Source organism: Sporosarcina sp. BP05 (assembly GCF_014282005.1).
Classification (GTDB): domain Bacteria; phylum Bacillota; class Bacilli; order Bacillales_A; family Planococcaceae; genus Sporosarcina.
Genome location: NZ_JACFTD010000011.1, coordinates 81,099 through 94,880, shown reverse-complemented (window position 1 = coordinate 94,880; position 13,782 = coordinate 81,099). Strand labels below are relative to the sequence as shown.

The window sequence follows — 13,782 nt, the reverse complement described above, 5'->3', positions numbered from 1 at the left end:
GAATACTATAAGGTTTAGAATAAGCTAACGGCTTAAAGAAAAACCAATATGTGGCTCAGTAGCTCAGTCGGTAGAGCAAAGGACTGAAAATCCTTGTGTCGGCGGTTCGATTCCGTCCTGAGCCACCATTTTAATATTTGTGCCGGAGTAGCTCAACTGGTAGAGCAACTGACTTGTAATCAGTAGGTTGAGGGTTCAAGTCCTTTCTCCGGCACCATTTACACCTATATGGTGGGGTAGCGAAGTGGCTAAACGCGGCGGACTGTAAATCCGCTCCCTACGGGTTCGGCGGTTCGAATCCGCCCCCCACCACCAGTTTTAGGGGCATAGTTTAACGGTAGAATAGAGGTCTCCAAAACCTTTGATGTGGGTTCGATTCCTACTGCCCCTGCCATTTTTTTTAGTATAATCTAATATCATGGCGATTGTGGTGAAGTGGTTAACACATCGGATTGTGGTTCCGACACTCGAGGGTTCGATTCCCTTCAGTCGCCCCATTTTTCTATGCGATTAAAAAAACTTATATATTATGGCGATTGTGGTGAAGTGGTTAACACATCGGATTGTGGTTCCGACACTCGAGGGTTCGATTCCCTTCAGTCGCCCCATTTTTATATTCAATTAAAACAAACTAGATATCATGGCGATTGTGGTGAAGTGGTTAACACATCGGATTGTGGTTCCGACACTCGAGGGTTCGATTCCCTTCAGTCGCCCCATTTATCTTTTTGGGGTATAGCCAAGCGGTAAGGCAACGGACTTTGACTCCGTCACTCGTTGGTTCGAATCCAGCTACCCCAGTTTCGCGGAAGTAGTTCAGTGGTAGAATACGACCTTGCCAAGGTCGGGGTCGCGGGTTCGAATCCCGTCTTCCGCTCCAATTTCTACGGCGGCATAGCCAAGCGGTAAGGCATGGGTCTGCAACACCCTTACCACCGGTTCGATTCCGGTTGCCGCCTCCAATTTTCTTATGTATCGTTGTTCGTGAACAAAATAGTGTTATGCCCGAGTGGTGGAATGGCAGACACGTCGCACTCAAAATGCGATGCCGTAAGGCGTGCCGGTTCAAGTCCGGCCTCGGGTATCAGATGGAAAAGACACAACTTCGGTTGTGTCTTTTTTTTTGTTTCATTTTAACTATATAAGTTACAAATTAGTACTATATAGTCGGCGCTTAACGAATGGAATGTTCTTCCTACATCGCTTAGTCGCTTGGTGATGGCCTTACGCAATAAGCCCGTCAGAAGATACACTGTCGGTCTTATTGCATCGGCTCACACTTGTCGCTCCTTCGCTAGATGTGTTCGTTATACGGGTGAGGTATACCACCTAGTTAAATCTAAATAAGTAGTCCCGAATCTATATGCTTAAATAAAGAACTCCATTGAATTCGCTGCCCCTGTTAATTCGCCTTCGCTCAGTATATATACCAGATTCAATACTTCAACTTAGTAAGAGTGACCTCTCGACTTGTTATGACCGCGATACGTTTTATCTTGGAAATGTAGTGAAGAAAGATACTTTCTATATTGGTTGACTGTACTATTTTACATAGTGAATCGTCTAATAGTTAAAGGAGGGGAGATCGTATGAAGAACCATACAATCGAGGAGTGGTTTCAACTGTACGAAAGGGATATCACAAGTTACCTAACTTCCTATACAGGCTCGACGGATGTCGAGGATCTTGTACAAGAAACTTTTATGATAGCTTTGAAAAAAAATGGCTGGGTCAAGGGGCAATCCCATCCGAAAACTTGGTTGATGATTACCGCAGAAGGAAAGTATGGGAAAAGATCAAGCACTTAGTTTTCCGCGGCCCAAAAAATTCAAATGAATTGGAAGAACAAACAATCCTTAATCAGGAGATTGTCCAATTATACAAAGCAATTGACCAACTTCCTCCTCAATTTCCAAAGACCGAACATTTTAATTTGATTAATGATCCAATGGAACTTACAGTAGATGAGAAAACTGAAATCTATATTGAAGGTTCGGTGAATAGTGGGAAGGAAATAGAATTGAAGGTACTCAATAAGAAAGGAAGTATTGCTTCTGAACATATTTTTATTCAGAATGGGGGATCTATTATAGCGGGTTCGTTTATTTATAACTATCAAGTGAATTTAAAATTTCCGAAAAAAGGAACACGGGCGTTACTGATCAATGGCGAAAGAACACCGCCGTTCAAAAATTGAATCTACACAAAATCGCTCCTTACCGCCGAAGCGGAAGGAGCGATTTTCATAGAGGGGATCCGATGACACTATTTTGGGTTGTCCATAGCAATTGCCTTGGTTGGTCATTGGGGATTGGTCACAAAGTAAATGGTGACAGGTTATTGGTTTGCCTGCAATTTAAATTGGATTGATCCCTACTCTATGCCTCGGACAGGAGTCTCACCTTTCCGAGGGCATTAAAAGTACTTCGAATCGTCAAATTCCAAGACAATAGAATAGTTTTTTGCATTAATAAAATTAGATAATTTATGGGCATCCTTTTCTGCTTGTATTGACTTCACCCGATAGTCCTCGGGATCGAATAAAGCGACACGGTATACGATGGTGCTTTCAGAGTAACCATACTGAATTACTTCTTTTTCTGCCATGGACAGTTCTTTATAAAAGCGGGATTTGGCACGTAGTTGTGTAGCTAGTTCAATCGCTTCTACAATGGCAAGTTGCTGCCCATGGAATTCTAGTGTGTTATCTATATTGGCACGATACATGAGGCGATCGAGCACTCTACTATCTAAACGGACATCATCTAATTCGGTTTCCACGACTTTTAGGGTGCGTGGACCTAAATCAGGAGTGCTACCTTTTTCTACAGTCGTAAAGGCGACGCGTCTCATTTCATCTTCTAGCTCATGAATTCGTTTTGTTAAAATGCTTTTTAATTTCACGGCTTCAGCGAGTGTTATGTTGCTCATTTGTTCATCCCCTAAAATACAAATAGTGTTAGTCTACTACAATGGAAGTTTGTCCCTCGTGTAAAACATAAGAACGGACGTCTCCACCGCTAAGACTAGTAAACATGTTCCCGCATGCTGTTGTCAGTTCAAACGCTTTAGTAGCATCCATAGACGGGCGTAGGAAGAAGATATGCAGCGCGTCTGTCGTATCTTCTGTTACAGCGCTGCGGATAGAATCGACATATGGACTGCCGAATGGGCTATAATCGTCTTTTAATAGTAGAATGTTTTGTAATGAATTAAAACGACCATTCAATCCATCATATCCATCCTCAGCTGTTCCTGAAGTAACGACTACATTGCCGACAATCTTTTTGAGGTCGTAGATGCCTACTGGAATTTCATGTTGCAGGGAAAAGAAGTTATTCAAGTCGACAGCATTGTGGAATGGATCGATGTAGTTTTGCTTCTTAATGCGGCGCATAAGTGCTTCTGTAGAATGGCGATACCGATTAGGGTCTGCTCCAAGTGCTTTCCATACAGAGCGCCATTCGTTAATGCCAGGGAATTCGGTTACGGGTTTGTTCTCCAACTCAAAGAAAAGTTGTTCTTGGAATAATTGCAATTTTCCTTTTAACATTTGAGGCGATTCTGACACTGTAATTTTGGTATAATGGTTAATGCCCAATTTTAATCCGGGTACGGCACCTAAAAGTTTCATATCCATTTCGATAATCAATGACTTCACCCTTTATATAGTTTAATTCAATAGTAGCATAGTGGAGGCGATACAGTGTGAATGCTGTTCAATTGCAACAGGCAGTGAGGGACTATGCGGAGTCAATCGGCATCGACAAAATTGGTTTTACAACAGCTGCTCCATTTCGCGAGTTGAAAAACCGCTTGAAGCGGCAGCAAGAACTTGGCTACCAGTCGGGTTTCGAAGAAAAAGATTTAGACAAACGGACAGAACCCGCTCTATTGCTTGATCAAGCGGAAAGTATTATTGCTATTGCTGTCGCCTATCCGTCCAAAATGACGGATTCTCCGAGGGGAAAAAAAGGTGAGCGACGGGGTATTTTTTGTCGTGCATCGTGGGGGACAGATTATCATACGGTCCTCCGTGAGAAGCTGAGACTGCTTGAAGGCTTTATACTGGAACATGCACCAGCAGCAAGGGTTCGCTCGATGGTCGATACGGGGGAGCTTGTAGATCGCGCTGTTGCAGAACGGGCAGGCATCGGTTGGTCGGCAAAAAATTGTTCAATTATTACGCCAGAATTTGGTTCGTATGTTTACCTGGGCGAAATGATTACCAATATCCCATTTGCGCCGGATGTTCCGATGGAAGATGAATGTGGGGATTGCACACTTTGTCTTGACGTATGTCCAACCGGGGCTTTGATCCAGGGGGGACAATTAAATGCGCAGCGTTGCATTGCTTTCCTAACACAGTCGAAAAAGCCAATCCCGGAGGAATTTCGTATGGAGTTTGGTAATCGGGTGTACGGGTGTGATACCTGTCAAACGGTGTGTCCGAAAAATAAAGGAAAGCATAATTTGCATCAGAAAGCTTTCCAACCGGATCCTGAACTGGCCAAGCCACTTCTTCAACCAATTCTTAGGCTGTCCAATCGTGAATTTAAAGAGAAGTTTGGACATGTATCAGGATCTTGGCGCGGAAAAAATCCAATTCAGCGAAATGCGATAATTGCACTTGCACATTTCAAAGAAGAGTCTGCGGTACCTGAATTGATTAGTATGTTAGAAAATGATCCGAGGCCCGTCATTCGTGGTACGATTGCATGGGCACTAGGTCGAATTGGTTTGGAAGAAGGTTATATAGCTATTATGGAAGCGTTATTGACAGAGGAAGATCCAGAAGTACGCGCTGAATTAACAAAGGCAGCGGAATCCTGGGAAGAAAGAGTTTAATTGGAGGAATCACTGAGATGGCTATACATGTAGCATTATTTGAACCACAAATCCCTGCAAATACAGGGAACATTGCAAGGACATGTGCAGGAACGGGAGCGAAATTACATCTCGTGAAACCGCTCGGGTTTTCGACGGATGATAAAATGTTAAAACGTGCAGGGCTCGATTACTGGGAGCATGTCGACATTACGTATCATGAAGGAATTCGTGAGCTATTTGCGGCGAATCCTGATGCACTATTTTACTTTTTGACAAAGCACGGTGAAAGTACTCACACTGCATTCGATTATTCTGATGGTAAGACAGATATATTTTTTGTTTTTGGTAAAGAGACGAGTGGACTTCCTGAAGATATTTTACAGGAGAATAAAGAACGGTGTCTGCGAATTCCGATGAACGACAATATCCGATCGCTTAATTTATCAAACACGGCGGCGATTCTTATATATGAAGCGCTTAGACAGCAATCCTATCCAGGGTTGGTATAACAAAACGGGACAGCCTAAAGGCATGTCCCGTTTTTTAAAAGAAAAGAGAGTATAAGCTTTATCTACTTAGATCGGTGTCTAGACTCCAGGCGCTCGGAGGCCCACAGGATGTGGGTCACGTAGCCGTTGCCGCAGGACGCGGCGTACTTAGGCTAGGTACTTTGAAAGTAATCCAGCTATGTGGCAAAGAGCGCCACGACGCTGGATTGACTTATGCCTGTCGCGTCTAGCGGGCGCCTTCCGCTTTTCTAAAGTTATTTTTTTAGGCCAGGTATCTTAACCTTGCCAGGTTTATCGTCGTATCCGCCTGTGAAAATTGCAGATAAGAATGCAAAGCAAACACCTATAATTAGAATTACTGTCATGATAGGTACCTCCTGTAAATTCATTAGTAGCTCCGTTAAGTATACCCTATTTTTAATGGAATTGAAACGACAGTCAGGAAAAATTGTGACAGAGCTAAGAAAAATGAAACTTTGTGCTAACTTGTCCGTATATAACATAACGACTTAAATGATATGGAGGTAGAATATAGTATGAAGAACTATTCAACAGGAATGAAATGGGTCACAGCAATTGCGGAAGGTTTTCTTGCAATCCCGATCATTGGCGGAGTTTTTGTCATAAGCTCCGGTTATTCGGCGCTTGGCGTCATGTTTGTATTACATGCAATTACGTTACTGCTTTCAATCCGAGATATGCAAGGCAAGGCAGCATCCATCCTGGGTCTCGTGACAAGCGTAGTAAGCGCCATTCCGTTCATCGGCTGGTTCATGCACCTACTGACTGCAGGAGCGCTTGTCCTGTCAGCTATCACTTCTAGAAATAGAATCAATATGTAAAGAAATGCCCTTCCGAATACTAACGGAAGGGCATTTTTTAAATATAAGAAACTATAAGTTTTTCACCTAGTAACGGTGTCTAGACTCCAGGCGCAAACTCCTCGGGACATAAGTCGGTCAGGCTATTTGGCAAAGAACACCGCTTAGCCAGCCTGTCTTATACCTGTCGGAGCTGAATGGCGCCTTGCGCTTTTCTTAATGTGGTAAATAGAGCAGTTGATAGGTGAAGAGTACTGCGAAAATATACAACAGGATGGGAACTTGTTTCCCTTTCCCTTTGACAACTTTTAATAGTGGGTATGTGATGAAACCAAGAGCAATCCCTGTCGCAATGCTAGAAGTGAGTGGCATTGTTAAGATAACAAGAAAGGCTGGGAATGCTTCATCGAATGAATCCCAATCAATATCTTTAACTGCACCAATCATCAAGCTTCCAACGATGATCAAAGCAGGAGCGGTTATTGCAGAAACCCCTGATAATGTACTAACGAGTGGACCGAAAAATGCTGCTACAATAAATAAAATGGAAACAGTCAATGATGTCAGTCCAGTCCGGCCGCCTACAGCAACCCCAGATGAGGATTCAATGTACGCTGTTGTCGGGCTTGTTCCGAACATGGAACCAAATGTCGTTGCTACAGAATCTGCAAGTAATGCTTGACGCGCACGGGGAAGCTTATTCCCTTTCATCAGGCCTGCCTGTTTTGCGACACCAATCATCGTGCCGGTCGTATCGAACAAGGTGACAATAAGGAATGCAAAGACGACACCATACAAGCCGTTTGAAATTACATCACCCACTGCTGTAATTGGATTCCAAACAAGAATCCCTTCCGGTAGTTGAGGTAGTTTCCATAGAATTCCTTCAAATTTAAGCTGACCTGTAAAGGCTGCGACAATTCCTGTTAGAATCATTCCGATGAAAATCGAGCCGTAGATGTTTAAGGTCATAAGAATAACTGTCACAAGAAGACCGAACAAAGCTAGCAGCACGGGTGGGGAAGTGAGATCGCCGAGCTTAACAAGGTTGGCCTCATGTGGAGCAACGAGTCCAGAAAGACGCAATCCAATAAAGGCAATAAATAGTCCTATTCCAGCGGTAATTCCGAGTTTGAGACTTTCGGGAATTGACTCAATTAATTTTTCACGGAAAGAGGTCATGGACAACAGAACAAATAATAGTCCAGCTACGAATACTGCAGAAAAAGCAGTCATGTAATCGAGTTGTCCGTCAGATGCGAGAACAACCGATGTAAAATAAGCATTCAATCCCATTCCTGGTGCAATGGCAATTGGGTAGTTGGCGAAGAGAGCCATCCATAATGTACCGACAACAGCAGCGATAATCGTCGCGATGAACACTTGCTCGAATGGTACACCTGCATCAGCAAGAATAATTGGATTGACAATGACGATATAAGCCATAGTCAAAAAAGTTGTCATACCGGCTAATACTTCAGTTTTCACGGTAGTATTGTTCTTTTTTAATTGAAACAATGTAATTCTCCTCTCAAAATACGAACGAAATGAAGTCCAACTACAATAATATTCGCTTTTACATTTAAATTCAACTTTCAAACTTAGTCAGGGAATTCGTAATATTTGAATGACGATTGTACAATTGAGATAGAAGAGATGAAAGGGGAAATTTGAATGTCAAAACTATTTAACGGAACAATTCAGCTTGCAAATGGTGTGAAAATGCCACAACTTGGGCTTGGTGTTTATAAGATGACGGATCCCGAGCAAACGGTCGAGGCAATTACATATGCAATCGGGACTGGCTACCGTGCAATTGATACGGCGGCAATCTATGACAATGAAAGCGAAACAGGCGAAGCGATCCGTCACTCCGGTGTTCCGCGGGAAGAGCTGTTCATTACTTCGAAAGTCTGGAATACCGATCAGGGCTATGACGGGACACTTCGCGCAATCGAGACTTCATTGAAGAAACTAGGCTTAGATTATTTGGATCTTTATTTGACACATTGGCCTGTGTCGGAGAAATATGTCGACACTTATAAAGCGATTGAACGCTTGTATGATGAAAAAATGATCCGCACCACGGGTGTCTCTAATCATCATGCCCATCATCTCGAAAAAATCTTCGTAAAAGCGAATGTCGCGCCAATGGTGAACCAGATTGAACTCCATCCGTATCTGACACAGGAACCGCTCCGCGCGTTTTGCAAAGAGAATGGTATAGCTGTTACATCTTGGTCACCACTTGCACGCGGGAAGTTACTTGCAGAACCAATACTTCTTAACATCGGCGAACAATACGGTAAAACGCCTGCGCAAATCATTATCCGTTGGCATTTGCAAAATAATCTCATTGTTATTCCGAAGTCAGTGACACCTAAACGTATCCGAGAAAACAGTGAAGTTGCTGATTTTGAACTGTCGAATGAAGAAATGGCATTGATTAACGCACTTAATCGAGATGAACGGACTGGAACTGATCCAGATACCTATTAATTTTGAAAAAAGAAATGCCATGGAGAAATATTCTCCATGGCGTTTTTTAGCTATTTTTCATTTCGATATGCGTCTGTTCTTCTGTAAATGGATGGATGAACGATACTGCAGTTGCCGTTAACCGATAATGACCATCTTCCGTTTCACTGCCGTCATATAGTGTATCGCCTGTAACAGGGTATCCAATATGCGATAAATGTACACGAATCTGGTGTGTCCGGCCAGTTTCAAGATCAGCTTCTACGATGGACGTCTCCTCTTTGCGTTCAATTAGCCTGAAGTTTGTAACAGCAGCTTGTCCAGACATGGAGACAATTCGTTTGGCTGGATGATGGCGGTCTTTTCCAATCGGAAGTCTAATTGAACCTTTAGGTCGTTTCAAGTAACCGTCAACTTCAGCAGTGTATTTCCGCGTGATGTCGTTACTCTCAATCATACGGTCAAAGAGTGCTTTCGCAATCGGATGCTTCGCAACGAGAACAACACCGGAAGTTCCTTTATCAAGACGATGGATATGCTCGGCATAATCCCCGCCGTTGTTTTTAACATAGGACATGACAGCATTCATCAGTGTCCCTTTATCTTTTGGACCATCGGGATGTGTTGTCATGCCAGCCGGTTTGACGACTGCTAGGATATGCTCGTCTTCAAACAGTACGGTAAGTTCAACTTGTTCATCGGCAATATACGTAGAAGCTGCATCAGGGAAAGTAAACACCAATTCCGTACCTTTCGCTAGAGGTAAGCGCCAGTCGTCTACGGGTTCGCCGTTTGAATCTAGTACACTCTTGGCCATACGCATAAGGTGGACCGTCTTTTTGCCGCCTTGCCATTTATCCTTGAGTAGATATTCAACGGTCATATTGTCTTCTTGTGTTTTATAATGAAATAACGCCATTTAAATCATTCCTTCCTATCGTGGGCCTACAGGATGTAGGTCATGAAGCGGGAGGGATTGTACTTCATCCCTCCTTGTTGCCGCAGGACGCGGCGAACTTAGACTTCGTTCCATATTATTTGCCTTCGAATTCAGTGAAAAATGCACGGATGTTTTCCTCAGGTTGTGCGCCAACCATCCGTCCGACTTCTTTACCATCTTTATAGTGGATCAGCGCTGGCCAAGATTCAATTTTATAGTCCGTATCCATTCCGACTTTATCGCCAAATTCCATCATGTTATATTGCAGTACGTTGACATCCATTTCTGTAGCAATGGGCATCATGACAGGCGTCATTTGCATGCAAAATTGACATTCGGGGTGGAAATAGTAAGCTGTTACGGATTCACCAGCTTCGATTTTTTTAAACAGATCATCAGGTTTGACGATGTTGCTGTAGTTTTCATTGCCAATCAAATCAATTGTAGACTTTGAAAGGTTGTCCGTTCCATAAGGATTATCTTTCAGTTTTGTTTCGTCCGCTTTGTTCGATAACACGACGATGAGGATGAAGACCGCGACAATAGCACCGCCAATGATCAATAGTTTTTTCAAGTTACTTCGTCTCCTTCTGCCATTTCATCATGAAAAGGCTTGTAATTAGGATAATTAAAAATGCCGTAAGTGCCAAGAAGGGAATTGTAATAAACCCGAGATAGTTGATGTACTGTCCGGTGCAAGATACATTGCCACAAACCGGCGCACTATCGCTCAAAAAAGTGAGTTTTTGGATTCCATAATGATAGAGTGAAATACTTCCACCAATAATCGAGAAAACAGCTAAAGTCAAGGCAATACGTGCGTTTTTTTGGAACAGGGCGACGCCTGAAATAAGTACGATTGGATACATCAGAATCCGTTGGTACCAACAGAGCGTACAAGGCTCATATCCGCGCACTTCCGAAAAGTATAACGAACCGAGCGTTGCGACAAATGAAACTGTCCAAATAATAATGAGACTGTTTTCCAGTCGTTTCTGCATACGATCATCTCCTGCTTGGTTAACTACATGCATAATTGATTATAGGGTGTCGTATTAAACAAGTAAAACATTATTAACTGTAAGAGCACTGCGATATAATGAAGAGAAACAGGTTGGGAAGAGGTGTTTCGAATGAGTGAAGAATTTGATTTGTCTACGTTTGAAATAAGTATGGTCATCCGCCAGATGAAATATGAGGATATAAAAAGGCTTCTAAGTATGCAGGAATTGTGTTTTCCAGGCATGGAACCATGGGAAGAGAGTCATCTGAAAAGTCATTTGGAGATGTTTCCGGAAGGGCAGCTTGTTGCGGAATTAGACGGGGAAATCATCGGTTCATGTTCAAGTCTAATCATCAACTTTGATGAGTACGACGACCGTCATACATGGGACGATGTAACGGACGAGGGCTATATAACAAACCATAATCCAGATGGTTATAATATGTACGGTATTGAAGTGATGGTGCATCCTGGCTACCGTCGTATGAAAGTCGGACAGCGTTTGTATGAGGCACGGAAAGAGCTTGCCAGAGAGCTCAATTTGAAGTCGATTATTCTAGGCGGGCGGATCCCGAACTACCATAAATATGCCGACGAAATGTCTCCGCGTGAATATGTAGATTCTGTGTCACGCCATAAAATCTATGATCCTGTACTGACGTTCCAGTTGATGAATGACTTTACGTTGATGCGCGTTAATCCGAACTATTTGCCGGATGATAAAGCGTCGAAGAAATATGCCACACTGATGGAATGGAATAATGTTGATTATAAACCGCTCACGAAGCGTCATTTTAAGACAAGCTACCCAGTACGGATTTGCGTGGTTCAATACTTGATGCGCAAAATTTCATCATTCGAAGACATGGCTCATCAGTGCGAATACTTCGTTGACGTCGCATCCGATGCCAATTCTGATTTCGTCGTTTTCCCGGAAATATTCACGACTCAGCTCATGTCCTTTATGGATGAAGTATCACCGAGTCAAGCAGTGCGTAAAATGACAGAGTACACACCGCAATATATTGATATGTTCATGAACCTTGCAGTGCGTTATAACGTGAATATTATCGGCGGTTCCCATTTTGTCGAGGAAGAGGATGAAGAAATCTACAACATCTCGTACTTGTTCCGTCGCGACGGTTCAATTGAAAAACAATATAAGATTCACATTACGCCAAACGAACGGAAATGGTGGGGAATCAGTGCGGGAGATGCGGTTCGCGTGTTCGATACAGACTGCGGAAAAATCGCCATCCAAATTTGTTATGATATTGAATTCCCGGAATTAGCACGTATTGCGACAGATATGGGTGCTAATATTATCTTCACACCGTTTTGTACGGAAGATCGACAAGGTTATTTACGCGTCCGTTATTGTGCACAAGCCCGCGCTATCGAAAATCAAATTTACACAGTTATTTCCGGTACAGTCGGTAACTTGCCGCAGACAGAAAATATGGACATTCAATATGCACAATCGGCAATATTTGCCCCGTCCGATTTCGAATTTGCGAGGGATGGTATTGTCGGTGAAACGAACGCTAACTTGGAAATGGTTCTTATCGGAGACGTCGACCTCGAAATATTGCGTCGCCAGCGTCAGGACGGAACGGTGAAGCAACTGAAAGATCGTCGTCATGATGTGTACCATATCGAGTATAAGAAGGGTTAATAGAAAAAACGCCACGCATACCGGTAAATCCGGTGTACGTGGCGTTTTTGGTTGAATTATTTCTTCTTCTTCTTCATCGAAGGATGATTCCGCATACTTTTCGTTATTTTTTTCCACTTATTCCGTTCTTCGGCTTGAGCGGCGGCGTCCATTTTACGTTCAAGGAACGCCAACTCTTTTTGGAGTTTCAGATAGCTTGCGTAGCGGTCTTCAGGTAAAGCACCGGAAGCAAGTGCTTCGCGTAAGGCGCATCCAGGTTCATTGTTATGCTGACAGTCATTGAACTTACATGAATTTGCAAATGCTTCCACGTCTTTAAAACCTGAATCTAGGCTTTCGCTGTTGTCCCATAGCTGAAATTCTCTCATTCCCGGCGTATCGATCAGTACACCGCCACCAGGAATCTTAATAAGTTCACGGTGGGTCGTCGTATGCCGACCTTTATCGTCATCGTCACGGATATCTTGAACAACCATCGTTTCACCGCCGCAAATGGCGTTTGTAAGAGATGATTTCCCTACACCTGAAGAACCTAATAATGCCGCAGTTTTTCCGCCTTCTAACAGTACGGTCAATTCGTCAATTCCTTCACCGGTTACATTGCTCACGGTGAAAACATCAGCGCCCATTGCAATATTCCGTGCATCTTCAATGTAGTGGGAAGGATCATCGCATACATCTTTCTTCGTCAGCACGACGACAGGGCTTGCACCTGAATCGTAGGCGGCAACAAGATACCGCTCGAGTCGTCTTGCGCTAAAGTCTTTATTCATAGACATGACTAAGAAAACGATATCGATATTGACTGCGATAATCTGTTCGGTAATCGTTGTACCCGCAGCTTTCCGTGAGAACAGCGATGTTCGCGGTAAAATGCCATGGATGATTCCGCGTTCTTCACCCGGCATTTTTTCCACGGCCACCCAATCCCCGACAGCAGGGAAATCGCGCCGCTCATCAGCTTCGTATTGCATCGCACCCGAGCAAACGGATAGCCATTCACCTTCAGCCGTGACCACTCGATACATTCTTTTGTGTTCAAGTGTTACACGTCCAGGCATACATTTCTTCATTTTTATACCGTTTTTTATAGCATCCCAATTCGCTTCATGGGATAAATTCCAACCGTACTCGTTTAAATTAATCAATTTAGATTCCTCCTGTTATGTGCGTTCTAGAAAAGCGCAAGGCGCCTGTAGCTAGACAATCAAAAGCCGTGGGTCCTTTGATCGGACACCACGGCTTTCACGCGCATAACAGAATAAGCATGCTTATGATAAAAGCACGGCAGGTGAAAGTATGGGTCCGATCAAATTAGCAATAGGTACAATGATAATAGCCATAAAACTTCACCTGCTTTCTGTAAGTTGAATTTATAATAACAAGAAGAAAGGAGAAAGTCAATACAGACTTTTCTGGTTATTAAAGAATCGGGAAGACGCTTGTCGAATTTCCACAACGTTTTCAGTAAAGTTAGCAACGTGCCAGCCAAAGTGAAAAACATACCGGCCATAGTAAGCAACCTA

At 43.2% G+C, this 13,782-nt stretch carries 14 protein-coding genes and 11 tRNA genes; 18 read left to right on the top strand and 7 right to left on the bottom strand.

What is annotated here, in order from left to right:
- Positions 1-52 precede the first annotated feature (52 nt).
- The 13 genes from H2672_RS13455 (at position 53) to H2672_RS13395 (ending at position 2,197) form a co-directional block, all read left to right on the top strand.
- Positions 53-128, top strand: a tRNA-Phe gene (locus H2672_RS13455).
- Between the two features lie 13 nt (positions 129-141).
- Positions 142-217 (top strand) — tRNA-Thr (locus H2672_RS13450).
- Between the two features lie 13 nt (positions 218-230).
- Positions 231-315 (top strand) — tRNA-Tyr (locus H2672_RS13445).
- A 5-nt stretch (positions 316-320) separates the two neighbouring features.
- A tRNA-Trp gene (locus tag H2672_RS13440) sits at positions 321-394 on the top strand.
- A gap of 27 nt (positions 395-421) precedes the next feature.
- A tRNA-His gene (locus tag H2672_RS13435) sits at positions 422-497 on the top strand.
- Between the two features lie 35 nt (positions 498-532).
- Positions 533-608: transfer RNA gene (locus H2672_RS13430), tRNA-His, on the top strand.
- A gap of 35 nt (positions 609-643) precedes the next feature.
- Positions 644-719, top strand: a tRNA-His gene (locus H2672_RS13425).
- Between the two features lie 10 nt (positions 720-729).
- A tRNA-Gln gene (locus H2672_RS13420) sits at positions 730-801 on the top strand.
- A gap of 4 nt (positions 802-805) precedes the next feature.
- A tRNA-Gly gene (locus tag H2672_RS13415) sits at positions 806-880 on the top strand.
- Between the two features lie 8 nt (positions 881-888).
- Positions 889-962 (top strand) — tRNA-Cys (locus tag H2672_RS13410).
- Between the two features lie 41 nt (positions 963-1,003).
- Positions 1,004-1,084 (top strand) — tRNA-Leu (locus H2672_RS13405).
- 505 nt (positions 1,085-1,589) lie between these two features.
- Positions 1,590-1,808 carry an RNA polymerase sigma factor gene (locus H2672_RS13400; protein ID WP_186672179.1) on the top strand — a complete coding sequence of 73 codons (219 nt, stop codon included), beginning with the start codon at positions 1,590-1,592 and terminating at the stop codon, positions 1,806-1,808.
- A 29-nt stretch (positions 1,809-1,837) separates the two neighbouring features.
- Positions 1,838-2,197 carry a hypothetical protein gene (locus tag H2672_RS13395; RefSeq protein ID WP_186672177.1) on the top strand — a complete coding sequence of 120 codons (360 nt, stop codon included), beginning with the start codon at positions 1,838-1,840 and terminating at the stop codon, positions 2,195-2,197.
- 218 nt (positions 2,198-2,415) lie between these two features.
- Here the strand turns inward: H2672_RS13395 and H2672_RS13390 are convergent, their stop codons facing one another.
- Together H2672_RS13390 and H2672_RS13385 are read right to left on the bottom strand one after the other, a co-directional pair.
- On the bottom strand, positions 2,416-2,931 hold the full coding sequence (locus H2672_RS13390) for a hypothetical protein (protein ID WP_186672175.1): 516 nt from the start codon (positions 2,929-2,931) through the stop codon (positions 2,416-2,418).
- A 28-nt stretch (positions 2,932-2,959) separates the two neighbouring features.
- Positions 2,960-3,652 carry a B3/B4 domain-containing protein gene (locus H2672_RS13385; RefSeq protein ID WP_370569652.1) on the bottom strand — a complete coding sequence of 231 codons (693 nt, stop codon included), beginning with the start codon at positions 3,650-3,652 and terminating at the stop codon, positions 2,960-2,962.
- 56 nt (positions 3,653-3,708) lie between these two features.
- Between H2672_RS13385 and queG the strand changes: the two genes are divergently transcribed.
- The 3 genes from queG to H2672_RS13370 all read left to right on the top strand — a co-directional run bounded on the left by queG (position 3,709) and on the right by H2672_RS13370 (position 6,181).
- Positions 3,709-4,848 (top strand): tRNA epoxyqueuosine(34) reductase QueG, encoded by a 1,140-nt coding sequence (gene queG / locus H2672_RS13380; protein WP_186672172.1) that lies wholly within the window; start codon positions 3,709-3,711, stop codon positions 4,846-4,848.
- 17 nt (positions 4,849-4,865) lie between these two features.
- Positions 4,866-5,339: a tRNA (uridine(34)/cytosine(34)/5-carboxymethylaminomethyluridine(34)-2'-O)-methyltransferase TrmL gene (gene trmL, locus H2672_RS13375; protein ID WP_186672170.1), complete on the top strand. Its 474-nt coding sequence runs from the start codon at positions 4,866-4,868 to the stop codon at positions 5,337-5,339.
- 536 nt (positions 5,340-5,875) lie between these two features.
- Positions 5,876-6,181 carry a hypothetical protein gene (locus tag H2672_RS13370; RefSeq protein ID WP_186672168.1) on the top strand — a complete coding sequence of 102 codons (306 nt, stop codon included), beginning with the start codon at positions 5,876-5,878 and terminating at the stop codon, positions 6,179-6,181.
- Between the two features lie 195 nt (positions 6,182-6,376).
- Here the strand turns inward: H2672_RS13370 and H2672_RS13365 are convergent, their stop codons facing one another.
- A complete protein-coding gene (locus tag H2672_RS13365; RefSeq protein WP_186672167.1) occupies positions 6,377-7,678 on the bottom strand; it encodes an NCS2 family permease in 1,302 nt (433 codons plus the stop codon).
- Between the two features lie 156 nt (positions 7,679-7,834).
- Between H2672_RS13365 and H2672_RS13360 the strand changes: the two genes are divergently transcribed.
- Positions 7,835-8,659 (top strand): aldo/keto reductase, encoded by an 825-nt coding sequence (locus H2672_RS13360; protein WP_186672166.1) that lies wholly within the window; start codon positions 7,835-7,837, stop codon positions 8,657-8,659.
- A gap of 46 nt (positions 8,660-8,705) precedes the next feature.
- On the opposite strand, the gene H2672_RS13355 is transcribed toward H2672_RS13360, so the two are convergent.
- The 3 genes from H2672_RS13355 to H2672_RS13345 form a co-directional block, all read right to left on the bottom strand.
- Entirely contained in the window at positions 8,706-9,557 is an 852-nt protein-coding gene (locus H2672_RS13355; RefSeq protein ID WP_186672165.1) for an RluA family pseudouridine synthase, read from the bottom strand.
- 115 nt (positions 9,558-9,672) lie between these two features.
- Entirely contained in the window at positions 9,673-10,152 is a 480-nt protein-coding gene (locus H2672_RS13350) for a thioredoxin family protein (protein WP_186672163.1), read from the bottom strand.
- Between the two features lies 1 nt (position 10,153).
- Positions 10,154-10,579, bottom strand: coding sequence for a disulfide oxidoreductase (locus H2672_RS13345; protein ID WP_186672162.1), 426 nt, complete (start codon positions 10,577-10,579; stop codon positions 10,154-10,156).
- A 132-nt stretch (positions 10,580-10,711) separates the two neighbouring features.
- Here H2672_RS13345 and H2672_RS13340 point away from each other — a divergent pair, with 132 nt between their 5' ends.
- The gene (locus H2672_RS13340; protein WP_186672161.1) at positions 10,712-12,256 is read left to right on the top strand and encodes a bifunctional GNAT family N-acetyltransferase/carbon-nitrogen hydrolase family protein; all 1,545 of its coding nucleotides are present in this window, start codon (positions 10,712-10,714) and stop codon (positions 12,254-12,256) included.
- Between the two features lie 56 nt (positions 12,257-12,312).
- On the opposite strand, the gene rsgA is transcribed toward H2672_RS13340, so the two are convergent.
- A complete protein-coding gene (gene rsgA / locus H2672_RS13335) occupies positions 12,313-13,401 on the bottom strand; it encodes a ribosome small subunit-dependent GTPase A (protein ID WP_370569653.1) in 1,089 nt (362 codons plus the stop codon).
- Positions 13,402-13,782: the final 381 nt, after the last annotated feature.